We start from the raw sequence: 25,430 nt of genomic DNA on the forward strand, positions 1-25,430 counted from the left end.
AACATATGTCCCGTCATCTCGCACCAGGCCGGAATGTCGAGCCGCGCGGCCTCGTCGTCGGCGAGCACCCGCACGACGCCGCCCGCCGGTGCCCGGCCGATGGCCTTCGCGAGCTCGATCACGGGGAGGGGGCAGAGCTTGCCCCGCGCGTCGACGGTGACCCCCTCGTCCGCGGAGGCGTCACCGGAGGCTCCTGCGGAAGCGTCATCGGAGGCGTCACCGGAGGCTCCCGCGGACTCCTCGGCGGCGTCGTCCACCGAGGCGATCGCCCCGGGGCCGGCCCCTGCCCGCGCCCGTACCTGCGCCACGGCGCCGGGCAGCGCGTCGAGGAACCGTTCGACCTCCTCGTCGCCGGTCCCCGCGGGCAGCGAGACCCGCACGTTGCCCTCCGACAGCACGCCCATGGCTCGCAGGACGTGGCTCGGGGTCAGCGTGCTTGAGGTGCAGGAGGAACCGGAGGAGACGGAGAATCCGGCGGTGTCGAGCGCGTGCAGCAGCGCCTCGCCGTCCACGTACAGGCAGGAGAAGGTCACCAGGTGCGGCAGCCGCCGCAGCGGATCGCCGACCACCTCCGTGTCGGGCACCAGCGCGGGCACGCGCGCCCTGATCCGGTCCACGAGCGCCCGCAGCCTGACCGCCTCGGCCTCCGCGTCGGCGCGTACGGCCCGCAGCGAGGCGGCTGCGGCGACGATCGCGGGGATGTTCTCGAAGCCGGGCGCGCGACCTGCTTCGCGCTCGTCGGCAGGGCCTGGCGGCGCGAATCGCACACCCTTGCGGACAACCAGCAGGCCGACACCGGCGGGCCCGCCCCACTTGTGCGCGCTCCCCGTCAACAGCGACCAGCCGCCGGGCACCGGACCCCAGGGCAGTGACTGCGCGGCGTCCACCAGCAGTGGCACCCCTGTCCGCGCACACAGGGAGGCCGCCTCCTCCACCGGCTGCACCGTTCCCACCTCGTGGTTGGCGGACTGCAGGCAGGCCAGCGCGCAGTCCGCGCCGAGCGCCTCTCCCCACTCCTGTACGTCGACCCGCCCCGTCCGGTCGACGTCGACCCGGTGGACGGTGCCCCCGCTCCTCTCGTGCGCCTCGGCCGCATGGAGGACGGCGGAGTGTTCGACCGCGGAGACGACCAGCCGCCGACCGGTCCGGCGCCGCCCGGTGAGCGCGCCCGCGATCCCCGAGTGCAGCGCGTGCGTACCCGAAGGGGTGAAGTGGAGTTCGTCGGGGCGGCATCCGACGGCCTCGGCGGCGCTCTGCCGTGCCGCGTCCAGCAGCATCCGGGCCCGTCGACCCTCGCGGTGCAGCCGCGCGGGATCGGCCCAGCCCTCGTCCAGCGACGCCAGCAGCGCCTGCCGCGCGACGGGGTGGAGCGGGAGCGAGGAAGCGGCATCGAAATAGGACACCCGCGTACGCTACCGCCGTGGCCCGAGGGACCGCGGGCGAGCGAACGGCCCCCGGCACCGGGTGCCGTTCCGCCTGCCGCGGTGCGGCGCGGAACGCCTCCCGCCGCCCGCGCGGAGACAGGCCGGCAGGCGTCGGTGCGTCAGATCCGGCGCGGTCAGGCCCTCTCCCACCCCATCGGGGGGGTGCGCGGCGCGTTACGCCCCCTCCCCGCGCGACCCCAAATGGCGTCGGCTAGGGTTTGGTCCGCATAAACATCCAAACCCCTGCCCGCGCTGGGCCGGCGCCCGACCACGTAAGAGGGCCGCGCCCGACCGCGACGCGGGCGAGACTCTCGGGAAGGCGCTACGTGAGTCCCAACGGCTCCGACCTCCCCCACGGCCGCAGGACGGCCGCGGGTGGTACCCCCACATCGCGGCGCCCGATGCGGCGGACGCTACCGCAGGCGCTGGCCGCGGGCCTGGTCCTGGCGACCGCGACCGGTTGCACATCAAAGGACTTCCCCCGCCTCGGAATGCCCACCCCCGTCACGGAGGAGGCGCCGCGTGTCCTCTCCTTGTGGCAGGGCTCCTGGGCGGCCGCGCTCGCCGTGGGCGTGCTGGTGTGGGGTCTGATCATCTGGAGCGTCATCTTCCACCGGCGCTCCAGGACCAAGGTGGAGATCCCCGCCCAGACCCGGTACAACATGCCGATCGAGGCGCTGTACACCGTGGTCCCCATCATCATCGTCGCGGTGCTGTTCTACTTCACCGCGCGGGATGAGACCAAGCTCATGGCGACCTCGAAGAAGCCCACCCACGTCGTCAACGTCGTGGGGTACCAGTGGAGCTGGGGCTTCAACTACGTCGAGGACGTGGACGGCGATCCGAAGACGGACGTCAACACCAAGGACAGCCTCCACCAGGAGCTCAGCGCCATCCCGGACCGGATGACCAAGGGCTTCCCCAAGGGCGCCGAGGGCGTCTACGAGGCGGGCACGCCGGGCGAGCGGAATCCGCAGAACGGCAACCCGGGTCCGACCCTGTGGCTGCCCAAGGGCGAGAAGGTCCAGTTCATCCTGACCTCCCGCGACGTCATCCACGACTTCTGGGCCCTGCCGTTCCTGATGAAGCAGGACGTCATCCCGGGCCATGTCAACCGCTTCGAGGTGACCCCCAGCAAGGAGGGCACCTACCGGGGCAAGTGCGCCGAACTCTGCGGCGTCGACCACTCCCGGATGCTCTTCAACGTGAAGATCGTCTCCCCGGAGCGCTACCAGAAGCACCTGGAGGACCTGGCGAAGAAGGGCCAGACCGGCTACATCCCGGCGGGCACCGCCACCACGGGCGGCGCCAAGAATGCGGAGACGAATAACCCGTGAGCATCCTCAACGAACCCCAGGGTGCCGCCGCCGCGACGGCCGAGGCGGCATCGCCGGCACGCCGTAAGCGACCCGGCAACGTGGTGGTCTCGTGGCTGACGACCACGGACCACAAGACGATCGGCAGCCTCTACCTGATCACGTCGTTCGTCTTCTTCATCATCGGCGGCGTCATGGCGCTGTTCATGCGTGCCGAACTCGCCCGTCCGGGCACGCAGATCATGTCGAACGAGCAGTTCAACCAGGCGTTCACCATGCATGGCACCGTCATGCTGCTGATGTTCGCCACCCCGCTGTTCAGCGGCTTCGCGAACTGGATCATGCCGCTCCAGATCGGCTCGCCCGATGTGGCCTTCCCGCGGCTGAACATGTTCGCCTACTGGCTCTACCTCTTCGGCTCGCTCATCGCCGTGGGCGGTTTCCTCACCCCGCAGGGCGCCGCCGACTTCGGGTGGTTCGCCTACTCGCCGCTCTCGGACGCGGTCCGCTCGCCGGGTGTCGGCGCCGACATGTGGATCATGGGCCTGGCGCTCTCCGGCTTCGGTACGATCCTCGGCTCGGTCAACTTCATCACCACGATCATCTGCATGCGCGCACCCGGCATGACGATGTTCCGCATGCCGATCTTCACCTGGAACGTGCTGCTCACCGGTGTGCTGGTGCTGCTCGCCTTCCCCGTGCTGGCCGCCGCGCTGTTCGCCCTGGAGGCGGACCGCAAATTCGGGGCGCATGTCTTCGACTCGGCCAACGGTGGGGCCTTGTTGTGGCAACACCTGTTCTGGTTCTTCGGCCATCCAGAGGTGTACATCATCGCGCTGCCGTTCTTCGGCATCGTCTCCGAGGTCATCCCGGTCTTCAGCCGCAAGCCCATGTTCGGCTACGTCGGCCTGATCGGCGCCACGATCTCCATCGCGGGTCTGTCGGTGACCGTCTGGGCGCACCACATGTACGTCACGGGCGGCGTGTTGTTGCCGTTCTTCTCGTTCATGACGTTCCTGATCGCGGTACCGACGGGCGTGAAGTTCTTCAACTGGGTCGGCACGATGTGGAAGGGCTCGTTGTCCTTCGAGACACCGATGCTGTGGACGATCGGCTTCCTGATCACCTTCCTCTTCGGCGGCCTGACCGGCGTCATCCTCGCCTCGCCGCCGATGGACTTCCACGTCTCCGACTCGTACTTCGTCGTCGCGCACTTCCACTACGTCGTCTTCGGCACCGTGGTCTTCGCGATGTTCGCCGGGTTCCACTTCTGGTGGCCGAAGTTCACCGGCAAGATGCTGGACGAACGGCTCGGCAAGATCACGTTCTGGACGCTGTTCGTCGGCTTCCACGGCACCTTCCTCGTCCAGCACTGGCTGGGCGCCGAGGGCATGCCGCGCCGGTACGCCGACTACCTGGCGGCCGACGGCTTCACCGCCCTGAACACCATCTCCACGATCAGCTCGTTCCTGCTGGGCATGTCGATGCTGCCGTTCTTCTACAACGTGTGGAAGACGCACAAGTACGGCAAGAAGATCGAGGTCGACGACCCGTGGGGCTACGGCCGTTCGCTCGAATGGGCGACGTCCTGCCCGCCCCCGCGGCACAACTTCCTCACCCTGCCCCGCATCCGCTCCGAATCCCCGGCCTTCGACCTGCACCACCCGGAGATCGCCGCGCTCGATGAGCTGGAGAACGTCGACCGGGACGAGAAGGCGCTCGCCGGCAGCAAGGAGGCCGGGAAGTGAAGATCCAGGGCAAGATGTTCCTGTGGCTGTCGGTCTTCCTGCTGGCGGTCGCCATCACCTACGGGGTCTGGTCGAAGGAGCCGGTCGGCACGGTCGGCCTCTTCCTGGCCTTCGGTCTGTCGATCATGATCGGCTACTACCTGGCGTTCACCGCGCGCCGGGTGGACACCGGGGCGCAGGACCGGCAGGACGCCGATGTCGCGGACGACGCCGGTGAGCTGGGCTTCTTCTCCCCGTGGAGCTGGCAGCCGCTCGCGCTCGGCCTCGGCGGCGCCTTCGCCTTCCTGGGCGTGGCCGTCGGCTGGTGGCTGGTGTACTTCTCGGCACCGCTGCTGCTGATCGGCCTGTTCGGCTGGGTGTTCGAGTACTACCACGGCCAGAACCGCACCCAGTAGGAACCGCGGCTGCGCAGCACAGCGACAGACGAAGAACAAGGATCGGCCCCCCGACACGCCGGGGGGCCGACCCGTTTGTACGCACTCCGCGCGCCCGAAGTGACGATTCTTCATATTTTGGGCCTATGAGTCACAGGCCGCACACCGCGATATCCCGAGGGGCGCTCGCCCCCAGAACACTGTCCCGCAAGCACAAGCGCCGCATGGTGCGCAGCTGCGCCCTGCTGCTGGCCCCCCTCTCCGTCGGGCTGGCCGCCTGCGGCACCGGAGACAGCAGCGACGACCCGCTCGCCTCCGCCCCCTACGACGCCACCGACGCCGTGTCCGTCAGCGCAGCCGCCGACAGCACCGACGTCGACCCCGACAAGCCGCTGAAGGTCACCGCCGAGAAGGGCGACACCCTCACCGACGTGTTCGCCACCGACGCCTCCGGGCGCGTGGTGCCCGGCGAACTGTCCGCCGACCAGAAGAGCTGGCACAGCACGAGCCCGCTGGCCGCCGGCGCCCGCTACACCCTCCAGGTCAGCACGGAGAACCCAGACGGCGCCCCGGGGCGCCGCTCGCTGCGCTTCGAGACCAAGGCCGCCGCAGCCAAGCACCTCGACGTCAAGCTCGGCCCTTCCAACGGCACCTACGGCGTCGGCATGCCCCTCACGGCCGAGCTCAGCCACCCCGTCAAGAAGCCCGCGCAGCGCGAGCTGGTCGAGCGGGCCCTGAGAGTGGACTCCCAGCCCCACGTGGAGGGCTCATGGCACTGGGTGAACAGCAAGGAGCTCCACTACCGGCCGCGCTCCTACTGGCCCGCGCACGCCAGCATCACCCTCCGCTCGTCACTCAAAGGGCTGAAGGTGCGCGAGGGGCTCTACGGCGGTAAGTCCGAACCCGTCCGGATGAAGACCGGGGACCGAATAGTCGCCGTCGCGGACGCCTCCTCGCTGCAGATGACGGTCAAGAAGAACGGCAAGACCATCCGTTCGGTGCCCATCACCACCGGGAAATCGGGCTACGAGACCCGCAACGGCATCAAGGTGATCCTCACCAAGGAGCCGTACGTGCGGATGACCAGCGCCAGCATCGGCGCCGGCGACTTCTACGACCTGGGCGTCCACTGGGCCACGCGGCTCACCAACAGCGGCGAATACGTGCACGGTGCCCCCTGGTCCGTCGGCTCCCAGGGCGTCTCCAACACCAGCCACGGCTGCACCGGCATGAGCAGCTCGAACGCCAAGTGGTTCTTCGACCTCGTCAACGAGGGCGACATCGTCAAGCACGTCAACACCTCGGGCGAGACCATGGCCCCCTTCGGCAACGGCTTCGGGGACTGGAACATGGACTGGAAGGAATGGCGCGCCGGCAGCGCCGTCAACAGCGGCAAGCACGTGGGCAGCGGCCCCGCGGACGCCGCCCGGCTGCGTCCACAGGTGTGAAACGCCACATCCGTGCCGGTGCGACGCCGCGCCCGCCCCTCCTCCGTTCGGGGGACGGGCGGGCGCGGCGTCGCGAAAGGGTTCAGGCGCGGGCGAGGCGGCTGCCGGCCGCCTGCTCGCGCAGCAGACCGGCCAGCGACTCGGCCAGCGCCACCGGGTCCACCGGGTGCGAGACGGTGGCCTCGGCCCTGCTCCAGGTCGCCAGCCAGGCGTCCTGCGGCCTGCCGATCAGCAGCAGCACGGGCGGGCAGTCGTAGATCTCGTCCTTGATCTGGCGGCACACGCCCATGCCGCCTGCCGGGGCCGTCTCCCCGTCCAGCACGCACACGTCCACATGGCGCTCCTCCAGCGCCTCCAGGACGGCGGGCAGCGTGGCGCACTCCACGTAGCGGACCTCCGGCACGTCGGGGGCCGGCCTCCGGCCGGCCGCGAGCCGCACCTGCTCGCGGGTGGTGGCGTTGTCGCTGTAGACCAGCACCGTGGCGGTCGGCTGCATCGTTCCTCCGCGTAGCGTATTTCGTCCGTATCGGGTGAACCGCTGGGCTCGGATGCTACTCCCTCCGACGCACCGTCAACACCGGTCGGCCCACGCGGATACTGGTCCGTACGGGGTGCGGGGGCCTCCGTCACCGCTGGGCACGGCGGGCGCGGGCGGCGCCGACACCCCGAACGGGACCCCCGAAGTGAGGCCGGGATAAGCGACCGACATAATGTCGGTCGTGGCGACAGCAACAGCAGTAGAAACCGGGCACGCGCACCCGTCGGTCAACCGGCCGAACCTCACCAGCGTCGGAACCATCATTTGGCTGAGTTCCGAGCTGATGTTCTTCGCGGCCCTCTTCGCGATGTACTTCACCCTCCGATCGGTGACCGGCGCCGACTACTGGAAGGAACACGCCTCAGAGCTGAACCTTCCGTTCTCGGCGACGAACACCACGATCCTGGTGCTCTCCTCACTCACCTGTCAGCTCGGCGTCTTCGCCGCCGAGCGGGGTGACGTCAAGAAGCTCCGCGCGTGGTTCATCGTCACCTTCGTGATGGGTGCGATCTTTATCGGCGGCCAGGTCTTCGAATACACGGAGCTGGTCAAGGAGGGCACCTCGCTCTCCTCGAGTCCGTACGGATCGGTGTTCTACCTGACTACCGGCTTCCACGGGATGCACGTGACAGGCGGCCTCATCGCCTTCCTGTTCGTCCTGGGACGCACCTACGCGGCCAGGCGGTTCACACACCACCAGGCCACGGCCGCCATCGTCGTGTCCTACTACTGGCACTTCGTCGATGTCGTCTGGATCGGCCTCTTCGCCACGATCTACCTGATCCGGTGACCGTGCGGGCGCGGCGACGCCGCGCGCCGTACCGCCCAGGCGGACCACGGCCATAACGGACAGACGCAGTACGGACAGACACCGCATCGACGAGAAGATCCTGACACCGGGGTAATCCGTGAAAAAGCTCTCCGCACGACGGCGCCATCCGCTGGCGGCGCTTGTCGTTCTACTCTTCGCGCTGGCGGCCACCGGGGGGCTGTACACCGCGTTCGCTCCCGCGGGTGAGGCCAAGGCCGAGAAGCAGGAGTCGAGTAAGTCCCTCGCCATCGAGGAGGGCAAGAAGCTCTACGCCACCGGGTGCTCCAGCTGCCACGGAACCGGCGGCCAGGGGACCAGCGACGGTCCCAGCCTGGTCGGTGTCGGGGCCGCGGCGGTGGACTTCCAGGTCGGCACGGGGCGTATGCCGGCTCAGCAGCCCGGCGCTCAGGTGCCCAAGAAGAAGAACATCTACAGCCAGGACGAGATCAACCAGCTCGCCGCGTACGTCGCCTCGCTGGGCTCGGGCCCGAGCCAGCCCAACAAGAAGGCGTACGACCCGGCTGGTGCCGATGTCGCCAACGGTGGCGAACTCTTCCGCACCAACTGCTCGCAGTGCCACAACTTCACCGGTGAGGGCGGCGCCCTCACGCACGGCAAGTTCGCGCCCGACCTCGGCGATGTCGACCCCAAGCACATCTACGAGGCCATGCAGACCGGGCCGCAGAACATGCCGTCCTTCACCGACGGCGCGCTTCCCGAGAAGGACAAGCGCGACATCGTCGCCTACGTGAAGGAGGTCAACAGCGACAAGTCCGAGAGCCCTGGCGGGTTCAAGCTCGGTGGCTTCGGCCCCGTCAGCGAGGGCCTGTTCGCCTGGATCTTCGGCCTCGGCGCGATGGTGGCCGTCGCTACCTGGGTCGCCGCTCGGACCGCAAAGGCCAAGAAGTCATGAGTAGCGAGACTGGACCAGACGAGAACGTGTCAGACGAGAACCTGCCGAAAGAGCAGGGACCGGCACACGGCGAGGTAGCCCGCAAGGACGACCCGTTCGCCGACCCGGGGCTGCCGCCCCACGAGCACCGCATCCAGGACATCGACGAGCAGGCGGCCAAGCGCTCCGAGCGCACCGTCGCCTTCATCTTCACGATCTCGATGCTGGCCACGATCGGCTTCATCGCCTCCTTCGTGGCCTTCCCGATCGACAAGATCGTCTATGTCTGGCCGCTCGGCCACATCAGCGCGCTCAACCTGGCGCTGGGCCTGACGCTCGGCGTGGCCCTCTTCTGCATCGGCGCGGGCGCGGTCCACTGGGCCCGCACGCTGATGTCCGACGAGGAGATGGTCGACGAGCGGCACGCCATCGCGGCCGAGCCCGAGGTCCGCGAGAAGGTCATCTCGGACTTCAAGCAGGGTGCCAAGGAGTCCGCGCTCGGCCGCCGCAAGCTGATCCGCAACACGATGTTCGGCGCGGTCGCCCTGGTGCCGCTCTCCGGCGTCGTCCTGCTGCGCGACCTGGGCCCGCTGCCCGAGGACAAGCTGCGGCACACGGCCTGGAAGAAGGGCAAGCTGCTCGTCAACGAGAACACGAGCGAGCCGCTGCGCCCCGAGGACATCGCCGTCGGTTCGCTCACCTTCGCCCGTCCCGAGGGCCTGGAGCACCACGACGAGGACTTCCAGACCGAGATCGCCAAGGCGGCCCTGATGATCGTCCGGCTGGAGCCGGGTGACATCAAGGACAAGCGCGAGCTGGACTGGTCGCACGAGGGCATTGTCGCGTTCTCGAAGATCTGCACGCACGTCGGCTGCCCCGTCAGCCTCTACGAGCAGCAGACCCACCACGTCCTGTGCCCGTGCCACCAGTCGACGTTCGACCTCGCCGACGGTGCGCGCGTGCTCTTCGGGCCCGCCGGCCACCCGCTGCCGCAGCTGAACATCAGCGTCAACAAGGACGGCTACCTCGAAGCGCAGGGCGACTTCGATGTGCCCGTCGGTCCGGCCTTCTGGGAGCGCGGATGAGTACTGCAACCGAGGCCCGGGGCAGCGCCGCTGCCGAGGGCAAGAAAAAGGCACCCGCCGGGGAGCGGGTCGCCGACTGGGCCGACGGCCGGCTGGGGATCTACAGCCTCGCCAAGGCCAACATGCGCAAGATCTTCCCGGACCACTGGTCCTTCATGCTGGGTGAGGTCGCGCTCTACAGCTTCATCATCATCATCCTGACGGGTGTGTATCTGACGCTGTTCTTCCACCCGTCGATGAACGAGGTGGAGTACCACGGTGCCTACACGCCGATGCACGGTATCCAGATGTCGGAGGCGTACGCCTCGACGCTGGACATCAGCTTCGACGTGCGCGGCGGTCTGCTGGTGCGGCAGATCCACCACTGGGCGGCGTTGATCTTCCTCGCGGCGATGTTCGTGCACATGATGCGCGTCTTCTTCACGGGGGCGTTCCGCAAGCCGCGCGAGGTCAACTGGGTCTTCGGGTTCCTGCTCTTCGTGCTGGGCATGTTCACCGGTTTCACCGGCTACTCGCTGCCGGACGACCTGCTGTCGGGTACGGGTGTGCGCTTCATGGAGGGCGCGATCCTGTCGGTGCCGATCGTGGGCACGTACCTGTCGATGTTCCTGTTCGGCGGGGAGTTCCCGGGGGACGACTTCGTCGCGCGGTTCTACTCGATCCACATCCTGCTGTTGCCGGGCATCATGCTCGGACTGCTGGTGGCGCACCTGATCCTGGTCTTCTACCACAAGCACACGCAGTTCGCGGGTGCCGGGCGGAAGAACACCAACGTGGTGGGCATGCCGCTGCTGCCGGTGTACATGGCCAAGGCGGGTGGCTTCTTCTTCCTGGTCTTCGGCGTGATCGCCGCCATCTCGGCGCTGTTCACGATCAACCCGATCTGGGTGCTGGGCCCCTACCGGCCCGACCAGGTGTCCACCAACGCGCAACCCGACTGGTACATGGGCTTCTCCGAGGGCCTGATCCGGGTGATGCCTGGCTGGGAGATCAACCTGTGGGGCCACACGCTGGTCCTGGGCGTGCTGATCCCGCTGGTGATCTTCCCGCTGGTGCTGGTGGCGATCGCGGTGTACCCGTTCATCGAGTCCTGGGTGACCAAGGACAAGCGGGAGCACCACATCGCGGACCGGCCGCGGAACGCGCCGACGCGTACGGCGTTCGGTGCGGCGTGGATCGCGTGGTACTTCGTGCTGCTGGTCGGTGGTGGCAACGACCTGTGGGCGACGCACTTCAACCTGTCGATCAACGCGATCACGTGGTTCGTGCGGGTGGCGTTCTTCGTCGCGCCCGTGGTGGTGTTCGTGATCACGCGGCGGGTGTGTATGGGTCTGCAGCGCAAGGACCGGGAGAAGGTCCTGCACGGGCGCGAGACCGGCACCATCAAGCGGCTGCCGCACGGTGAGTTCGTGGAGGTCCACGAGCCGCTGTCCCAGGAGCAGCTGCACACGCTGACGGCGCACGACCAGTACCAGCCGGTCGAGGTGGGTGCGGCCACCGACGAGAACGGTGTGCAGCGCAAGGTCACGCGTGGTCAGAAGCTGCGGTCGCGCCTGTCGAAGGGGTACTACGGCGAGTCCGGGCAGATTCCCAAGCCCACGCAGGAGGAGTACCGCGAGATCGAAAGCAGCCACGGTCACCACTGACCGCGCGCCGCACAGCTGAATCCGCCACACCGGGAGGGGTTCACGGGTACGTCCCGTGGGCCCCTCCCGGCTGTGCCGGGACGCACCGCCCCTCCGGCCGCCTTCCACCCCGCTGCCCACGGGGTGAACAGGCGACCACGCCGCCCGGGCGGGCTCGATAGGGTGGCGGCACCATTGCGTCGGTCTATAGCCAGGATGTGGTTCCCATGAGCGCTGCTCCCCCCGCCGGAGGCGACACCGTGGCGGCGCGTACCTGGCCCGACGTGCTCAGCGCACTGCTCGCCGGCGAGGACCTGGGCGAGGACGCCACCGCGTGGGCGATGGATCGGATCATGCGGGGCGAGGCCACCGACGCGCAGATCGCGGGATTCGCCGTCGCGCTCCGGGCCAAGGGCGAGACGGTCGAGGAGATCTCCGGGCTGGTGCGCGCCATGTACGCGCACGCGCGGACGATCGAGGTGCCGGGGCCTTCCGTGGACATCGTCGGCACCGGAGGCGACCGGGCCAAGACGGTCAACATCTCGACCATGTCCTCGATCGTCGTCGCCGGAGCGGGCGTGAAGGTCGTCAAGCACGGCAACCGGGCCTCCTCCAGCGCCAGCGGAGCCTCCGACGTCCTGGAGAAGCTCGGAGTCGATCTGGAGCTGAGCCCCGAGCGGGTCGCCGAGGTGGCGGCCGAGGCCGGCATCACCTTCTGCTTCGCGGTGCGGTTCCACCCCTCGCTGCGGCACGTCGGCACCGCGCGCAAGGAGTTGGGCATCGCCACCCCGTTCAACTTCCTGGGGCCGCTCACCAACCCGGCGCGGGTCCGCGCCCAGGCCACCGGGGTCGCCGACGCGCGGATGGCCCCGATCATCGCGGGCGTGCTGGCGGCCCGCGGCTCCTCCGCGTTGGTCTTCCGCGGGGACGACGGGCTGGACGAGCTGACCACCACGGCGACGTCCACCGTGTGGATCGTCCGCGACGGCGCGGTGCGGGAGGAGAGCTTCGACCCGCGCGACGTCGGCCTCGAACTGGTGCCCGTCGAGGCGCTGAGGGGCGCCGACGCCGCCTACAACGCGGACGTGGCACGGCGGCTGCTGGACGGCGAGCGGGGGCCCGTGCGGGAAGCCGTCGTGCTGAACTCGGCCGCCGCGTTCACCGCGCTCACGCCCACCGACGCGCCGCTGAGCGAGCAGATCGCCGCCGGCATGCGGCGCGCCGCCGAGTCCATCGACTCCGGCGCGGCCCGCGCGGCACTGGAACGGTGGGTGGAGGCCAGCCACCGGCGGTGACGCGCCCCGGAGGGGGCGCGGGGAACGGCGCGACAAGCCACCACCCACCGGCAGACCGCTCGCTGCGGGCGGCGGCACCTCCTCGCCGGAGCATGCGCTGGAGGTGCACAGGAAGCCCGAGGCCGCGTGCGGGAGGCCGCCGCCGAGCCGGCGGCGGCCTCCCGGCCAGGGCGCGGGGCCGCACCCCGTGCTGCGGCCCCGCGCCGGGAGGCGGGCGTCACTTCCGCGCCGCCGCCTCCAGCGCCGCCACGTCCAGCTTCACCATGCCGAGCATGGCCGCGGTGACGGCCTCGGCCTGCGCGCTGTCCGCCGTGTCCAGCAGCTCGAAGAGCCGCCGCGGCACGATCTGCCAGGACAGGCCGTACTTGTCCTTGAGCCAGCCGCACTGGACCTCCTGGCCGCCGTCCGCCGTCAGCTTCTCCCACAGGGTGTCCACCTCCTCCTGCGAGTCGCAGTCCACCTGGAGCGAGATCGCCTCGGTGAAGGAGAACTCGGGGCCGCCGTTGAGCGCCACGTACTCCCGTCCTGCCAGCTCGAAGTCGACCGTCATCACCGAGCCCGGCTTCCCGGGTCCCGTCTCGCCGTAGCGGGTGACGCCCAGGACGCGGGAGTCGTCGAAGAGGGAGACGTAGAACTCGGCCGCCTCCTCGGCCTGGGTGTCGAACCACAGGAACGTCTTGATCTTCTGGGACTGCCGCATGGCCGTCATCTCCTGGTCGGTCGGTTCACTGGCTCGGTCGGTTCACGCCGTCTGTCAGTACAGACCGACCGGGAACCGGAAACTCATCGCCTGGCCCGGGTGTCGCCCCGTTCGACCCCGCCGGACCAGTGGCCGGCGACCGCGCCGGTCGACGCCAGCGTGATGCAGCCGACCGCCAGCCACTGGAGGCCACTGAGCCGCTCGCCCAGCAGCACGAGACCCGCACAGCCCGCGGCGACCGGCTCCAGTGACTGCAGCACACCGACCACCCTGGCGGGGAGGCGGCGCAGCGCGGCCAGTTCGAGGGAGTAGGGAGCCGCCGCCGACAGCACCGCCACACCCAGCCCCGCGACCAGGACGCGGGGCTCGGCCAGCCGGGCCCCGGCGTCGGCCAGCCCGAGGGGCGCGGTCAGCACGGCCGCCCAGCAGACGGCCAGCGCCAGCGGGCCGCCGCCACTCGTCGTGGCGCCGGTGCGCCTGCTCAGCAGCAGGTAAGCGGCCATCGAGACCCCCGAGGCCGCCGCCCAGGCCACCCCGGCCGGGTCGAGGGGCGCTCCGCCTGAGCCCGGCAGCGTGAACAGCGCGAGCCCGGTGGCGGCGAGCACGCCCCAGGCCGCGTTCCCCCAGCGGCGGGCCAGCAGCAGGGAGAGGGCGAGCGGGCCCGAGAGCTGGATCGTCATGACGACGCCGAGGGGCAGGTGCGCCATGGCGAGGTAGGAGAGGTTCATCCCGGCTATGGCGGTACCGAAGGCGAGGACGAGCAGCGCGGAGCGGCGGTCGCGGGGCAGCCGTGGGCGCCACAGCGCCAGCAGTGTCAGCGCGGCCAGCCCCAGCCGGAGCGCCACGACACCGAGTGGCCCGCCCGCCGCGTCGAACAGGCCCTTGCCGAGCGCCTGTCCCGTCTGGACGCTGACGACGCTGCCGAGGACCAGCAGCGGGGCGGTTGTCGCGGGGGAGGGCCGGGTGCCTGTGGAGCCTGTAGAGCCTGTGGACTCAGTCGGCGAGACCACCGGGCTCCCCGCGCTCGGGCCCGTCGTGCACGGTGCTGCGACCGCCGACCACCAGCCGGTCGACGCCCTCGGGGCGCCGCAGCCAGGCGCGGAGGGTGCCGCAGGCGCAGCGGGAGTAGACGAGGGTCCCCTCGGCGACCTGGTGCCGGGAGACGGTCTCGTACGGATCGCGCAGCGGCCAGCCGCAAGTGGCGCAGCGACCGCCGCCGGAGGAGCGGTGGATGTCCATGCGCCCCAGCGTCCTGCCGGTGCAGCATGCACGTCCATCGCATCTTTGTGCACACAACCGTGCTGTCCTGCCGCACGGTTGCCGGATGATGGCCACATGATCGATCTGCGGCTCCTGCACACCCTGCGCGTGCTCCACTCCGAGGGCACCGTGACGGCCGCGGCGCGGGCTCTCCACCTCTCGCCCTCCGCGGTCTCCCAGCAGTTGCGTCAGCTCGCGCAGCAGACCGAGGCCGAACTCCTGCGCCAGGACGGTCGCACGCTGCGGCTCACCCCCGCGGGACGGGTGCTGCTGCGCCACGCCGACGTGCTGCACGCGCAGTGGGAGCAGGCCCGAGCCGAGCTCTCCGCGACCGGCGGCGGGGGCCGGCAGACGCTGCGCGTCGAGGGGTTCACCACCACCATGGCCTCACTCCTCGCCCCCACGGCGCACGAACTGCGGCACGCACGACCACCCGTCCACGTGCTCCTCCACGAGTCGGACACCCGACTGAGCTACCAGCGGCTGCTCGCGGACCAGGCGGACATCGCCGTGCTCACCCCGCACCCCGACAGCCCCACCGTCGACGACCCGCGCTTCACCCAACGGCCGCTTCTGGACGACGTCCTGGACCTCGTCGTGCCGGCCGGGCATCCGCTGACCGGTCGGCGACCCGTCGACCTGGCGGAGGCGGCGGCGGAGGACTGGATCACGCCCCACCACGACCAGGACCGGCTCATCCAGGCGCTGTGCGCCGCCGCCGGGTTCACCCCCCGCCGTCTGCACCACTCGGACGAATGGCCCGCCATCCTCGCCATGATCGGCCACGGCCTGGGGGTGTGCCTGGTGCCGCGGCTGATGTCGACGGCAGGTCACCCGCGGGTCGTGCGGGTGCCGGTGCAGGGAAGTCCGCCGCCGTTCCGGCGGGTGCTGACCGCGGTGCGGCGGGGCAGCGAGGAACAGCCCGCCGTCGCCGCAGGCCTGGCCGCCCTGCGGGAGCGGGCCGCCGTGCTCACACAGCACCCGGCGGCGGAGTGACCAGACGCTCTCTTCGCCCGCCACGGGCGGAAGCGGGGGCCCCGCGGGCGGGACGTAGCCCCGCGGGCGGGACGTAGCCTCGCGGGCGGGACGTAGCCTCGTGGGGCGGAGGGCGAACCGAGGACGTGCACCTGGCCTCGGTCCGGCCGTACCCGATCCGTCCACATCTGAGGGAGACGCTGTGCCGGAAGCCCGACGCTCGCCCGACGCCGCGGGCACCCGAGCGGTCCCGCCGCTGACCGGTTTCACCGTCGCCGTGACGGCCGCACGCCGGGCCGAGGAGCTCGGCGCGCTGCTCCAGCGGCGCGGCGCCCGCGTCCTCTACGCCCCGGCGCTGCGCATCGTCCCGCTCACCGACGACGCGGAACTCCGCGACGCCACCCGGCAGCTCGTGGCCGACCCCCCGCACCTCACCGTCGTCACCACAGGCATCGGCTTCCGCGGCTGGATGGAGGCGGCGGACGACTGGGGCACGGGGGAGGCGCTGCGGGAGGCGCTCGCCGGGGGTGAGGTGCTCGCCCGCGGGCCGAAGGCGTGCGGGGCCATCCGCGCCGCCGGGCTCCGCGAAGCGTGGTCGCCCGCTTCCGAGTCCTCCGGCGAAGTACGCGAACACCTGCTCGCCCGCGGCGATCTGACCGGCGTCCGTGTCGCCGTCCAGCTGCACGGAGAACCCCTCGGTGAGTTCCTCGACGCGCTGCGCGGCGCGGGCGCCGACGTCGTTCCCGTGCCGGTCTACCGCTCCACGCGACCGCTCGACCCCGGGCCCCTCGACCGGCTGATCGAGGCGCTGGCCGCCGGTGAGGTCGACGCCGTCACCTTCACCAGCGCCCCCGCTGTGGCCGGGCTGTTCGCCCGCGCCGAGGAGACCGGGGCGGTGGACGCGCTGACCCGGGCGCTGCGCGGGCGCGTCCAGGTCGCCTGCGTCGGTCCGGTCACCGCCGCGCCGCTGGCCGAGCGGGGCGTCCCCGCGTACTGGCCCGAGCGGTTTCGCACCGGCGCGCTGGTGCGCCAACTGTGCGAGCGGCTGCCCCGCTGACGGGCCCCGGCGGCAACGGGGGCCGTCCGGATCGTGGACGCACGGATGTGCCTCGAACACGCCGTGTGGCATACTCCAGCCCAGGTCACGAGCGACAGCGATCAAGGCCCCGGCCCGCTGTCCGGCAACCCTCCGTCCGTGGCGGGGTGCCCCGGGTGATGACCAGGCCGTAGGACAGCAAGGTCCACGGCAAGCGCGGATCCCTCTCCGCCAGGGGTCCTGGTCTACGAGGGAGTCTTTCGTGAGCAAGCGAATGCGCTAGGGCCGCTCCGGCCCCGTTCCCGTCTGCCGTCAGGCATGCAGCAAGGCGATGTCGTCGCCGTTCGTCGTTCACCCCTGCCCATGGAGCTTCCCCATGCCCTTCAATGCCACTTTTGCCCCGATTGATCCGTCCTGTACCCGGAGTGTGGAGCCCTCGGCGCAGCAGGCCGGCCGGCCCCTTCCCGTCCTCGGCCGCGACGTTCGCGTGCCCCTGGTCACCGGCGGGGAGGCGACCTACGCGGCGCTCGACTACGCCGCGAGCGCCCCCGCTCTCCAGCGGGTGTGGGACGACGTCGCCGCGTACGCGCCGTACTACGGCAGCGTGCACCGCGGCGCGGGCCACCTCTCGCAGCTCTCCACCGAGCTGTTCGAGCGCAGCAGGCGGACGGTGGCCGAGTTCCTCGGGTGCCGCGAGCACGACCAGGTGGTGTTCACCCGGGGGACCACCGACTCCCTCAACCTCCTCTCCGCGGCGCTGCCGCACGGCACGCGGGTGTTCGTGTTCGAGACCGAGCACCACGCCTCTCTGCTGCCGTGGCGCGCGCACGACGTCACGTACCTGGACGCGCCGCGCTCCCCCGAGGCCGCCGTCGCGACCCTGGAGTCGGCACTGCACGGCGCACCCGCCGGGCCGAAACTGGTGTGCGTGACGGGGGCGTCGAACGTCACCGGCGAGGTGTGGCCGGTCCGTGAGCTGGCGCGGGCCGCGCACCGGCACGGTGCCCGCCTCGTGCTGGACGCGGCGCAGCTCGCCCCGCACCGGCCGATCAGCCTCGTCGAACTGGAGGCCGACTGGGTGGCGCTGTCGGGGCACAAGCTGTACGCGCCCTTCGGCGCGGGTGTCCTGGCGGGCCGCGCGGACTGGCTCGTCCAGGCGGAGCCGTACCTGGCGGGCGGCGGTGCCAGCCGCCGGGTGGCGCGCGGCGCGGACGGCGGCGTGGAGGTGGAGTGGCACACCACGGCCGCCCGGCACGAGGCGGGTTCGCCGAACGTCATCGGCGCCTACGCCCTCGCCGCCGCCTGCCGCGCCCTCACCGAGGCGGGGTTCGACGGCCTGGTCGCCCGCGAGGAGGAGCTGCTGGCCCGGCTGCGTGCCGGTCTGGCCGACGTTCCCGAGGTGAGCGTCCTGTCCCTCTTCGGTGAGGGCGCCGACCAGGTGGGCGTGGTCTCCTTCGTCGTGGAAGGGTGGAACAGCTCGCACTTCGCGGCGGCACTGTCGGCCGAGTACGGCATCGGCGTGCGGGACGGTCTGTTCTGTGCGCACCCGCTGCTGCGCACCCTCCTCGGTCAGGAGGGCGACGCTCCCGGCGAGTGCGGAGCGCCCGAGACCGCGCCGGGCTCCCCGTCTGCGGCCGGAGGGTCCCCCGCGCTCAACGCCGTCCGGGTCAGCTTCGGTGCCGGGACGCCCGACGAGCACGTGGACCGGTTCACCGCCGCCGTACGGGAACTGGTGCGGGACGGGGCGCGCTGGAACTACCGCACGGAGGAGGGGCGGTGCGTCCCCGAGACCCCGGAGCGCACCGCGCGCTGACGGCCTGCCCGCCTGCCTGCCCGCGCGCCGCCGCCGCCGCTCAGTAGGCCACCGTGAACCGGGCCCTGTGGTGCTGGGGCCGCTCGGCCTCGTCCAGCAGGGCCACGGCGAAGTCCTCCGTGGAGAGCGCCGAGCGGCCCGTCTCGTCCACCAGCAACTCGTCGGTCCCCAGCCGGTAGTGGCCGGTGCGGGCCCCGGGCGCCAGCAGCGCGGGCGGGCTCGCGTACGTCCACTCCAGGGCGGTGGCCTGCCGCAGGAGCAGCGCATACTGCGCGTCGCAGGCCCGCGCGATGGGGCGCCACTCCGCGGGAACGTACCTGGTGTCGTCGCCCACCCGGACGCGGCCCCCGGTGCCCGGCACGGTCAGACTGCCGGCGCCGCCGACCAGCAGCAGCCGAACGCCGGTGGTGGCGAGCCCGGCCAGCAGGCCGCGTGCCGCCAGTACCAGCCCCTCCTCGTTGCCGGGCGCGGGGCGGGTGGCGCTGATGACCAGGTCGTGGCCCTCACTGAGGGCGGCGACGTCACCGGAGTCGGCCGCGTCGCCCACTCGGTGCGCGGCCCCCGGGTGCAGGGCCGGAAACCGGGCCGGATCGCGGACGACGGCGGTGATCTCGTGGCCGCGCGCGAGGGCCTCGGCGACGACTCGGCTGCCGACGTTTCCTGCCGCGCCGAAGACTGCGATGCGCATGGTGTCCCCTTTCCTTGGATTTTCCTTGGGTTTTCCTTGGGCGCGCGTACTGATCTGACGAGGGGGAGAGCCGTGGATAGGACGTCAGTGAGGGCGGCCACGTGCGGCGCTGAGCCGCTCCAGCCCCCACACCGCCAGCGAGGCCGCCGCCAGCACGGCGCCCAGCACGCACGCCCCGCTCCAGCCGGCGCGCGCCCACACCAGGGCGGTCAGCGCCGAACCGGTGGCGCCGCCGACGAAGAAGCTGGTCATGAAGACGGAGTTGAACCGGTTGCGGGCCTCCGGACGCAGCCCGTACAGCACCGTCTGGCTGCTGTTGAGGACGGCCTGCTGTCCGACGTTCAGCGCGACGATGCCCACCGACAGCCACACCAGTGACCGTTCGCCCGCCAGGAGCAGCAGCCAGCCGCCGCCCAGCGTCACGATGCCGAACCCGGTCACGTACTGCACAAGACCCCGGTCGTTCAGCCGCCCCGCGAAGGTCATCGTCACCACGCCGACCACCCCGAAGAGGCCGAACAGCCCGATCTGCGTCTCCGACCAGCCGAAGGGCGGCCGGGCCAGCAGGAACGTCAGCGCGGTCAGCTGCACGCTGTAGGCCGCCAGGCACAGTGCGCCGATCGCCGACCGCCAGCGCAGCAGCGGCACCTCGCGCAGCAGGGACAGGGAGGAGCGCAGCAGCGCCGGATACGACAGCCGTGCGGTGGAGCGCACGTGCGGCAGGAAGCGGTGCAGGAGCAGCGCCATCACCGCCACCGGTATCGCGCTGACCCAGTAGACGGTGCGCCAGCCGCCCAGCCCGGCCAGCACGCCCGAGACCGTGCGGGCCAGCAGCCCTCCCAACAGCACGCCGGACATCACGGTGGCCACCGCCCGGCCGCGCGCCTCGTCCGGTACGAGCGCTGCCGCGTACCCGACGACGACCTGGGCGCCCACCGCCGTCAACGCGACGGCGACGGTGCCGGCGAGCAGCAGCGGGCCGGTGGGCGCGGCGGACGTCAGGGCGAGGAACACCGCGGTCGCTGCCAGCAGCCCGACGGCCAGGCGGCGTCGGTCGAGCACGTCACCCAGCGGGACGATCAAGAGCAGGCCGAGCGCGTAACCGGCCTGCGAGGCCGTCACGACGAAGCCGGCGAGGGTGGCGCTGATGTGCAGGTCGCTGGTGATGAGGTCGAGGAGCGGCTGGGCGAAGTAGTTGCCGGCGCAGGAGAGTCCGGTGGCGACGGCCATCAGGAGCAGCAGGCCGCGGCGGGGGGCCGCGGCCGGGGGAGTGCTCCCGGGAGGAAGTCCGGGCGAGGGCGTGGGCGCGGGCGCAGGGTCGGTCCTGGCCCGAGGTGCGGCGTCGATGAGGGCCCGGACGGTGGCGTCGGCCCTGCCCCGGGGTGCGGTGTCGGTCATGTCCTCAGGCTGCGGCCGACGCTGTCGATGAGTCCAACACATCCTTGTCATGCGAACGATCGCGAAATGAGATCGATGCTCGTAGAGTTCCGCGCATGGAACTCCAGCAGCTGCGCTACGTCACCGCCGTCGCCGAGACCGGCGGCTTCACCCGGGCCGCCGAACGCTGCCACGTCGTCCAGTCCGCGCTCAGCCACCAGATCGCCAAGCTGGAGAAGGAGTTGGGGGCGCAATTGTTCGCGCGCACGAGCAGGCGCGTGCAGCTCACCCCCGCGGGCGAGGCGTTCCTGCCCGCGGCGCGCCAGTCACTGGAGGCCGCCGAACGCGCCGCCGCCGAGGTCGCAGCGGCCACCGGCGAGATCCGCGGCACCCTCGCGCTCGGCGCCATCAGCACGATCGCCTCCGTCGACCTGCCCCGGCAGCTGCGCGACTACCACCAGCGCTACCCGCAGGTGCGCATCAACCTCACGTCGAGCCGCAGCGAACTGCTGGCCGAACAGGTCCGGCGCGGCACCCTCGACCTGGCCTTCCTCGGGGTGACCCCGTTCTTCCAGGCGAAGGGCGTACGCTCCCGCACCCTGCTGCGCGACCGGCACGTCGTCGTGGTCGCCCCCGGGCATCCGCTGGAGGAGGAGGGCGCAGCAGGACCGCTGGAGCTGGCCAGACTCACCCAGGAGACCTTCGTCGACTTCGCCGCGGGCAGCCACGCCCGCGCCCAGACCGAGGAGGTCTTCGCCGCCGCCGGCCTCCACCGCGACGTGGCCTTCGAGGCCTCCCACTGGGAGTTCCTCGCCGCTCTCGTCCGCAACGGCATGGCCGTCGCCATGCTCCCCTCGGCCTTCGTCTCCCAGCTCTCCGGGCTGCGCGTCCTCCCCGTCCGCGACGGCCCCCGCCGCGAGGAACGTCTGGTGTGGAGCGCCACCCGGCTGACCCCGGCCGGCGCCGCGTTTCTCCGGGACCTGGGCGAGGACGGCGAGGTCTAACCGCCCAGCACCCGGCGCAGGTAGTCGTCGAGTCCTGCCGCCGCCCACGTGCGGGAGTCGGTCTCGTGCTCCCACACGAACACGTCCTCCTCCCGCCTCGGCACGCGGACGAAAGCGAACTGGTCGCCGCCCCCGTCGTCGCCGAAGAACAGCAGCGGCTCGAAGGGCATGTACAGCCCCGCGAACGCGGGCGAGGAGCGGAACGCGGCGTTGTCGGCCGCGATCCGCGCGGCGCTCCACACCACGTCGGTGCCGTCCTCGTCGCGTACGCCGTCGCACTCCCGCAGCAGCGCGGCCAGCGCCTCGGGCAGCGGCTGCCCGAGGGCGCGCGGTATCCCGGCGAGCGCCCTCTCGGTGGCCGGGGCCGCCGGCTCGGCTCCGGGGGCGAGGGTCAGTATCCGTTCACGCCACATGACGGGAGGATCCCAGACGCGTCAGCGGAACTCGTGCACGACCTCGATCGGCCCCACGAGGTGCGCGTTGAACTCGGCCAGTTCCTCGGCCGGAACCCACAGTTCGAGGATCGTCTCGCCACCCGCCTGCCGCACGGGATACCGGGAGAGGAAAGCCGACTCGACGGCGAACCGTGTCACATAGCCCGCACCGTCGTGCCTGACGTTCCAGTCGCGGGCGATGCGGACCGCGTAGCCCTCGTTCAGCACGGGATAGAAGAGCGGCTGCTCAGGCAACCGCGGCGGCCACGCCCGCCACCCCGACTCCCGTACCAGCTCCAGCTCCTTCGGCCCCGTCGGCCGCCACAGCGTGGTCGCAGCCCGCTCCGCGGCCCTCTCCTTCGCGCTCATCCCGGCACGCTACCGACGCCCGCCCGCACGCGACCACCCGATTCCAAGGACCGCGCCAGGGGCACACACGTCACCAGTACGAACACCCCGAACAGCGTGATCGGCAGCAGCCCCACAGGACGCAGCGCCCAGCCAGGGTCCTCCCGCACCCACTGCCAGTCCACCACCCAGTTCGCCACCACGTCGGCGGCCATCACCGCCCCCGCCAGCCACACCCCGGCAGGGCGCATCCCCGCGACGAGGACGGCCACCAGCGGATCCAGCACCACGAGCCCCACGAAGAACACCTGCCACGGCACAGCCGCGAACGGGGCGTACACGTGGATACCGCCCCGCAGCAGGTCGAACAGGTGGGCGCAGCCCCCTTCGAGGAACCCCACCAGATAGCCCGCCGACACCCACCGCGCCCACCGCGGCACCGACCGCCACCGCACCCGCAACCCCTCCGACCTCACGGGAGAAGTCTTCCACCAACGCCCGCGCTCCTCCCCCGCGCGGGGGGCGTGCCTGGTGTGGCGTCAGGCCGGGACGGTGTCCGCGACCGGTTGGGCGCGGCCCTCTCGCGGCCGGAGCCGGGTGCCCAGCAGGACCATGCGGAGGGCGTGTTCGGTGGCGTCGGTGAGGTAGGCGGGGGCGTGGGTGAGGGCTTCGGCGAGGCCCACGGGGGCGGGGAGGATGGAGCGGTAGGCGTCGATGCCGGCGGCGCGGGTCTCGTGCGCCCCCTCGCCCAGGGTGCCGGCCAGGGCCAGCACCGGTTTGCCGAAGGTCTTGGCGCGGCGCGCGACTTCGGCGGGGATCTTGCCGCGGGCCGTCTGGTGGTCGAGGGAGCCCTCGGCGGTCAGGACGAGGTCGGCGCGGGCCAGCCGGGCGTCCAGGTCGAGGTGGTCGAGCAGGATCTCGAAGCGGGGCAGCAGCCGCGCGCCGAGGGCGGCCAGCCCCGCGCCCAGTCCGCCGGAGGCGCCCGTGCCCGGCGCGGTGCGCAGGTCCGGGGTTCCGGGCCCGGCCACGTCGCGGGCGAGCACGGCCGCCCACCGTTCCAGTGCGCGGGCGAGCGAGACGACCTGGGCGGAGGTGGCGCCCTTCTGCGGTCCGAAGACCCGCGCGACGCCCCGGGGCCCGCACAGGACGTTGAACGGGTTGCAGGCGACCACCAGTTCGCTCCCGGCCAGCCGTGCGTCCAGCCCCGCCGGGTCGATGCGGTCCAGCCGCGCGAGCGCGTGCCCGCCCGGCGGCAGTTCTCTCCCGTAAGGGTCCAGCAGCCGCGCGCCCAGCGCCTGGAGGGCCCCGGCGCCGCCGTCCGAGGTGCCGGAGTCGCCGCAGCCCACGAGGATGCGGCGGGCCCCGGCGTCCAGCGCCGCGCGGATCAGCTCGCCGACTCCGTAGGTCGTCGTCAGCCCGGGGTCGCGGCGGTCCGCGGGGACGAGGCCGAGGCCCGCGACGGCGGCCATCTCCACGACGGCGGTGGGCGCCTGGGTGAGCCCGCGGAGGGCGCCCGCGCCCAGCCAGGCGAAGTGGGTGGACACGGGTGTTCCGACCGGGCCCGCCGCGGTGCGGCGCTCCAGCCGGCCGCCGGTGGCGAGTGCGAGCGCCTCGGCGGTGCCTTCGCCGCCGTCCACCAGCGGGATCAGGTCGAGCGTCGCGTCCGGGGTGACCTTCCGGATGCCCTCGGCCATGGCCTCGGCGGCCTGCCGGGCCGACAGCGACTCCTTCAAGCCGCTGGGCGCGAGGGCGAAGTGGTACGGCACAGGGGTCTCCTACGGGGTGGGGCCGGTGGGAAGGGGTACGGCTCACCGCACCGGCACGCCGAGCAGCGGCCAGACGGTGAGGGCGAAGCCCAGGACGATGAGCGCTGTCAGCGGTGCCAGTACGGCGGACAGGCGCAGCAGGTCGCGCGGGGTGTAGGTGGGGGTGCCGGGGACGTCGGCGAAGAGGGCGACGGGTTTGGCCGAGGCGGGCAGCGTGTGGCAGAAGCCCGCCGCGGCGGTGGAGGCGAGCGCGGCGGAGACGGGGTTGACGCCCGCGCCCGCCGCCGCGGCCACCACCAGCGGCACCAGCACGCTGGAGCGCGCGGAGCGGGACTGGAGCAGCAGGTGGGCACCGGTGCTCACCACGACGACGAGGGCGAGGAACGCCCACGGCGGCACGGAGGTGGCGCCGGGCAGCCCCTGGACCAGCCAGGCGGCGGCGCCGGAGGTGGACAGGGCCACGCCCATGGCCATCGTCGCCGCCATGAACAGCAGCAGGGGCCACGGCACCGTCCCGAGCGCCTCCTTGAGCCGCACCGTGCCCAGGGCGGGGGAGGCGGCGACCACGGCGCCGATCAGGGCGACGAGGGCGGGCGAGACCTGGTGCAGCGGCTCGGTGCACCACAGGGCGACCACCGTGGCCAGCAGCAGCGCCGCCCTCGCCTCGGTGGGGGAGAGCGGCCCGGTGAGGGGGGTGTCGGAGTGCCGCTGGAGGTCCTCGACGGCGATGCGTACGCCGTCGCGCCGGTCCGCACGGCGGGTGGTGGTCAGCAGCACCGCCTCGGCCGCCAGGTGCGAGGCCACGACGGCCAGTGGCAGCCCCAGCAGCAGCCATCGGGTGAAGCCGATGTGCCGGCCGGCGGACTCCCACAGTACGTTCACGGTGATCAGGTGCGCTCCGGCGCCGATGAGCGTGGCGACGGCGGACAGCAGGATGACCGTGGGGAAGAGCAGCGCCAGCATCACCACCAGCCGGGGGCGCTCGCGCAGCACGGCGGCCAGTGCCAGGAAGACGGGCAGCGCCAGCGCGGCCCGTCCTGAGGTGGCCGGGATCGCGAAGGCGCTCACCACCAGCGCGGCGGTCGTCAGGTGGACGAGTTGCCGTACCGAGCGGGCGCCGGTGACCAGGAACGCGGCGGCGCGCGCCGCGAGCCCGGTGCGGGCGATCGCGGCGGCCAGGACGAAGGCGCAGATCAGCAGCCAGACCGTGGCGTCGCCGAGGGTGGCGAAGAGGGTGTCCGCGCTGATCACCCCGGTCGCGGCGAGTGCCAGTCCAGCGCCGAGCGCGATGTAGGTGTCGTCGATGGGCGTGCCGATCCACGCGCAGGTCGCCAGCGCGAAGACGGCGAGCGTCACGCGCGCGTCCCCGCTCAGCCCGGGGAGGTTGCCGGGTACGGCGAGCAGCGCGCACAGGCTCAGCGCGAGGCAGAGCGGAACGGCCTGCCGCAGGCTCGGTGTCATACGGCGAGTCTT

24 protein-coding genes, 1 pseudogene and 1 riboswitch are annotated in these 25,430 nt (G+C 71.8%); of the genes and pseudogenes, 13 read left to right on the plus strand and 12 right to left on the minus strand.

All coding sequences use genetic code 11. From position 1 onward, the window contains the following. On the minus strand, positions 1-1,403 hold a 1,403-nt coding region (locus tag AB8Z75_RS03830), incomplete at its 3' end, for a cysteine desulfurase/sulfurtransferase TusA family protein (RefSeq protein ID WP_369199909.1). Between the two features lie 422 nt (positions 1,404-1,825). Between AB8Z75_RS03830 and coxB the strand changes: the two genes are divergently transcribed. The 4 genes from coxB to AB8Z75_RS03850 all read left to right on the plus strand — a co-directional run bounded on the left by coxB (position 1,826) and on the right by AB8Z75_RS03850 (position 6,310). Beyond that, on the plus strand, positions 1,826-2,761 hold the full coding sequence (gene coxB / locus AB8Z75_RS03835; RefSeq protein WP_369199910.1) for a cytochrome c oxidase subunit II: 936 nt from the start codon (positions 1,826-1,828) through the stop codon (positions 2,759-2,761). Beyond that, positions 2,758-4,488, plus strand: coding sequence for a cytochrome c oxidase subunit I (ctaD, locus tag AB8Z75_RS03840; RefSeq protein ID WP_369199911.1), 1,731 nt, complete (start codon positions 2,758-2,760; stop codon positions 4,486-4,488). Before coxB ends, ctaD begins: the two co-directional genes overlap by 4 nt. Continuing rightward, the gene (locus AB8Z75_RS03845; RefSeq protein WP_114021087.1) at positions 4,485-4,883 is read left to right on the plus strand and encodes a cytochrome c oxidase subunit 4; all 399 of its coding nucleotides are present in this window, start codon (positions 4,485-4,487) and stop codon (positions 4,881-4,883) included. The genes ctaD and AB8Z75_RS03845 overlap by 4 nt, the downstream gene beginning before the upstream one ends. Positions 4,884-5,008: 125 nt before the next feature. Further along, on the plus strand, positions 5,009-6,310 hold the full coding sequence (locus tag AB8Z75_RS03850) for an Ig-like domain-containing protein (RefSeq protein WP_369199912.1): 1,302 nt from the start codon (positions 5,009-5,011) through the stop codon (positions 6,308-6,310). 82 nt (positions 6,311-6,392) lie between these two features. Here AB8Z75_RS03850 and AB8Z75_RS03855 read toward each other — a convergent pair whose 3' ends face one another. After that, positions 6,393-6,806, minus strand: a complete 414-nt coding sequence (locus AB8Z75_RS03855; RefSeq protein ID WP_369199913.1) for a hypothetical protein — start codon at positions 6,804-6,806, stop codon at positions 6,393-6,395. A 214-nt stretch (positions 6,807-7,020) separates the two neighbouring features. Between AB8Z75_RS03855 and AB8Z75_RS03860 the strand changes: the two genes are divergently transcribed. The 5 genes from AB8Z75_RS03860 to trpD all read left to right on the plus strand — a co-directional run bounded on the left by AB8Z75_RS03860 (position 7,021) and on the right by trpD (position 12,556). After that, on the plus strand, positions 7,021-7,638 hold the full coding sequence (locus AB8Z75_RS03860; RefSeq protein ID WP_114017231.1) for a heme-copper oxidase subunit III: 618 nt from the start codon (positions 7,021-7,023) through the stop codon (positions 7,636-7,638). 118 nt (positions 7,639-7,756) lie between these two features. Then, the gene (locus tag AB8Z75_RS03865; protein ID WP_369199914.1) at positions 7,757-8,572 is read left to right on the plus strand and encodes a c-type cytochrome; all 816 of its coding nucleotides are present in this window, start codon (positions 7,757-7,759) and stop codon (positions 8,570-8,572) included. Then, on the plus strand, positions 8,569-9,636 hold the full coding sequence (locus tag AB8Z75_RS03870; protein WP_369199915.1) for a Rieske 2Fe-2S domain-containing protein: 1,068 nt from the start codon (positions 8,569-8,571) through the stop codon (positions 9,634-9,636). The genes AB8Z75_RS03865 and AB8Z75_RS03870 overlap by 4 nt, the downstream gene beginning before the upstream one ends. Next, positions 9,633-11,282, plus strand: coding sequence for a cytochrome bc complex cytochrome b subunit (locus tag AB8Z75_RS03875; protein ID WP_369199916.1), 1,650 nt, complete (start codon positions 9,633-9,635; stop codon positions 11,280-11,282). Before AB8Z75_RS03870 ends, AB8Z75_RS03875 begins: the two co-directional genes overlap by 4 nt. A 206-nt stretch (positions 11,283-11,488) precedes the next feature. Further along, positions 11,489-12,556, plus strand: coding sequence for an anthranilate phosphoribosyltransferase (gene trpD, locus AB8Z75_RS03880; protein WP_369199917.1), 1,068 nt, complete (start codon positions 11,489-11,491; stop codon positions 12,554-12,556). Between the two features lie 217 nt (positions 12,557-12,773). Here trpD and AB8Z75_RS03885 read toward each other — a convergent pair whose 3' ends face one another. From AB8Z75_RS03885 to AB8Z75_RS03895, 3 genes are all read right to left on the minus strand, one after another. Continuing rightward, positions 12,774-13,256, minus strand: a complete 483-nt coding sequence (locus AB8Z75_RS03885) for a VOC family protein (RefSeq protein WP_369199918.1) — start codon at positions 13,254-13,256, stop codon at positions 12,774-12,776. An 83-nt stretch (positions 13,257-13,339) separates the two neighbouring features. After that, positions 13,340-14,266 carry a DMT family transporter gene (locus AB8Z75_RS03890; protein WP_369199919.1) on the minus strand — a complete coding sequence of 309 codons (927 nt, stop codon included), beginning with the start codon at positions 14,264-14,266 and terminating at the stop codon, positions 13,340-13,342. After that, complete coding sequence (locus tag AB8Z75_RS03895; RefSeq protein WP_369199920.1) at positions 14,250-14,495, minus strand: hypothetical protein; 246 nt, start codon at positions 14,493-14,495, stop codon at positions 14,250-14,252. The genes AB8Z75_RS03890 and AB8Z75_RS03895 overlap by 17 nt, the downstream gene beginning before the upstream one ends. A gap of 96 nt (positions 14,496-14,591) precedes the next feature. Here AB8Z75_RS03895 and AB8Z75_RS03900 point away from each other — a divergent pair, with 96 nt between their 5' ends. The 3 genes and pseudogenes from AB8Z75_RS03900 to AB8Z75_RS03910 all read left to right on the plus strand — a co-directional run bounded on the left by AB8Z75_RS03900 (position 14,592) and on the right by AB8Z75_RS03910 (position 18,340). Then, positions 14,592-15,512 (plus strand): LysR substrate-binding domain-containing protein, encoded by a 921-nt coding sequence (locus AB8Z75_RS03900; protein WP_369199922.1) that lies wholly within the window; start codon positions 14,592-14,594, stop codon positions 15,510-15,512. Positions 15,513-15,693: 181 nt separating this feature from the next. After that, a pseudogene (locus tag AB8Z75_RS03905) lies at positions 15,694-16,542 on the plus strand (uroporphyrinogen-III synthase); the annotation flags it as partial. An 89-nt stretch (positions 16,543-16,631) separates the two neighbouring features. Then, positions 16,632-16,750: riboswitch (SAM riboswitch) on the plus strand. 153 nt (positions 16,751-16,903) lie between these two features. Continuing rightward, on the plus strand, positions 16,904-18,340 hold the full coding sequence (locus AB8Z75_RS03910; protein WP_369199923.1) for an aminotransferase class V-fold PLP-dependent enzyme: 1,437 nt from the start codon (positions 16,904-16,906) through the stop codon (positions 18,338-18,340). 40 nt (positions 18,341-18,380) lie between these two features. Here the strand turns inward: AB8Z75_RS03910 and AB8Z75_RS03915 are convergent, their stop codons facing one another. Both AB8Z75_RS03915 and AB8Z75_RS03920 read right to left on the minus strand, forming a co-directional pair. Further along, the gene (locus AB8Z75_RS03915) at positions 18,381-19,028 is read right to left on the minus strand and encodes an NAD(P)-dependent oxidoreductase (RefSeq protein WP_369199924.1); all 648 of its coding nucleotides are present in this window, start codon (positions 19,026-19,028) and stop codon (positions 18,381-18,383) included. Between the two features lie 84 nt (positions 19,029-19,112). After that, positions 19,113-20,426 (minus strand): MFS transporter, encoded by a 1,314-nt coding sequence (locus AB8Z75_RS03920; protein ID WP_369199925.1) that lies wholly within the window; start codon positions 20,424-20,426, stop codon positions 19,113-19,115. Between the two features lie 95 nt (positions 20,427-20,521). On the opposite strand from AB8Z75_RS03920, the gene AB8Z75_RS03925 reads away from it, so the two are divergent. Next, a complete protein-coding gene (locus AB8Z75_RS03925) occupies positions 20,522-21,409 on the plus strand; it encodes a LysR substrate-binding domain-containing protein (RefSeq protein ID WP_369199926.1) in 888 nt (295 codons plus the stop codon). Here AB8Z75_RS03925 and AB8Z75_RS03930 read toward each other — a convergent pair. The 5 genes from AB8Z75_RS03930 to AB8Z75_RS03950 form a co-directional block, all read right to left on the minus strand. After that, entirely contained in the window at positions 21,406-21,822 is a 417-nt protein-coding gene (locus tag AB8Z75_RS03930; protein WP_369199928.1) for an SMI1/KNR4 family protein, read from the minus strand. The two genes, AB8Z75_RS03925 and AB8Z75_RS03930, sit on opposite strands and share 4 nt — an antisense overlap. 21 nt (positions 21,823-21,843) lie before the next feature. Then, the gene (locus AB8Z75_RS03935; protein ID WP_369199929.1) at positions 21,844-22,212 is read right to left on the minus strand and encodes a hypothetical protein; all 369 of its coding nucleotides are present in this window, start codon (positions 22,210-22,212) and stop codon (positions 21,844-21,846) included. Next, positions 22,209-22,667 carry a hypothetical protein gene (locus AB8Z75_RS03940; RefSeq protein WP_369199930.1) on the minus strand — a complete coding sequence of 153 codons (459 nt, stop codon included), beginning with the start codon at positions 22,665-22,667 and terminating at the stop codon, positions 22,209-22,211. The genes AB8Z75_RS03935 and AB8Z75_RS03940 overlap by 4 nt, the downstream gene beginning before the upstream one ends. 63 nt (positions 22,668-22,730) lie before the next feature. Continuing rightward, positions 22,731-23,957: a glycerate kinase gene (locus AB8Z75_RS03945; protein WP_369199931.1), complete on the minus strand. Its 1,227-nt coding sequence runs from the start codon at positions 23,955-23,957 to the stop codon at positions 22,731-22,733. A 42-nt stretch (positions 23,958-23,999) separates the two neighbouring features. Further along, the gene (locus tag AB8Z75_RS03950; RefSeq protein ID WP_369199932.1) at positions 24,000-25,418 is read right to left on the minus strand and encodes an SLC13 family permease; all 1,419 of its coding nucleotides are present in this window, start codon (positions 25,416-25,418) and stop codon (positions 24,000-24,002) included. Between the last annotated feature and the right edge of the window lie 12 nt (positions 25,419-25,430).

The sequence above is a fragment of the Streptomyces sp. PU-14G genome, from assembly GCF_041028275.1.
Lineage (GTDB): Bacteria > Actinomycetota > Actinomycetes > Streptomycetales > Streptomycetaceae > Streptomyces.

Excerpts from the sequence above, each read along its gene's own strand:
- AB8Z75_RS03870 (WP_369199915.1), top strand. The coding sequence starts at position 8,569 with ATGAGTAGCGAGACTGGACCAGACGAGAACGTGTCAGACGAGAACCTG.
- AB8Z75_RS03855 (WP_369199913.1), bottom strand. The coding sequence starts at position 6,806 with ATGCAGCCGACCGCCACGGTGCTGGTCTACAGCGACAACGCCACCACC.
- AB8Z75_RS03935 (WP_369199929.1), bottom strand. The coding sequence starts at position 22,212 with ATGAGCGCGAAGGAGAGGGCCGCGGAGCGGGCTGCGACCACGCTGTGG.
- AB8Z75_RS03885 (WP_369199918.1), bottom strand. The coding sequence starts at position 13,256 with ATGCGGCAGTCCCAGAAGATCAAGACGTTCCTGTGGTTCGACACCCAG.
- AB8Z75_RS03915 (WP_369199924.1), bottom strand. The coding sequence starts at position 19,028 with ATGCGCATCGCAGTCTTCGGCGCGGCAGGAAACGTCGGCAGCCGAGTC.
- trpD (WP_369199917.1), top strand. The coding sequence starts at position 11,489 with ATGAGCGCTGCTCCCCCCGCCGGAGGCGACACCGTGGCGGCGCGTACC.
- AB8Z75_RS03900 (WP_369199922.1), top strand. The coding sequence starts at position 14,592 with ATGATCGATCTGCGGCTCCTGCACACCCTGCGCGTGCTCCACTCCGAG.
- AB8Z75_RS03925 (WP_369199926.1), top strand. The coding sequence starts at position 20,522 with ATGGAACTCCAGCAGCTGCGCTACGTCACCGCCGTCGCCGAGACCGGC.
- AB8Z75_RS03895 (WP_369199920.1), bottom strand. The coding sequence starts at position 14,495 with ATGGACATCCACCGCTCCTCCGGCGGCGGTCGCTGCGCCACTTGCGGC.
- AB8Z75_RS03860 (WP_114017231.1), top strand. The coding sequence starts at position 7,021 with ATGTCGGTCGTGGCGACAGCAACAGCAGTAGAAACCGGGCACGCGCAC.
- AB8Z75_RS03910 (WP_369199923.1), top strand. The coding sequence starts at position 16,904 with ATGCCCTTCAATGCCACTTTTGCCCCGATTGATCCGTCCTGTACCCGG.
- AB8Z75_RS03850 (WP_369199912.1), top strand. The coding sequence starts at position 5,009 with ATGAGTCACAGGCCGCACACCGCGATATCCCGAGGGGCGCTCGCCCCC.
- AB8Z75_RS03875 (WP_369199916.1), top strand. The coding sequence starts at position 9,633 with ATGAGTACTGCAACCGAGGCCCGGGGCAGCGCCGCTGCCGAGGGCAAG.
- AB8Z75_RS03920 (WP_369199925.1), bottom strand. The coding sequence starts at position 20,426 with ATGACCGACACCGCACCCCGGGGCAGGGCCGACGCCACCGTCCGGGCC.
- AB8Z75_RS03950 (WP_369199932.1), bottom strand. The coding sequence starts at position 25,418 with ATGACACCGAGCCTGCGGCAGGCCGTTCCGCTCTGCCTCGCGCTGAGC.
- AB8Z75_RS03930 (WP_369199928.1), bottom strand. The coding sequence starts at position 21,822 with ATGTGGCGTGAACGGATACTGACCCTCGCCCCCGGAGCCGAGCCGGCG.
- coxB (WP_369199910.1), top strand. The coding sequence starts at position 1,826 with ATGCGGCGGACGCTACCGCAGGCGCTGGCCGCGGGCCTGGTCCTGGCG.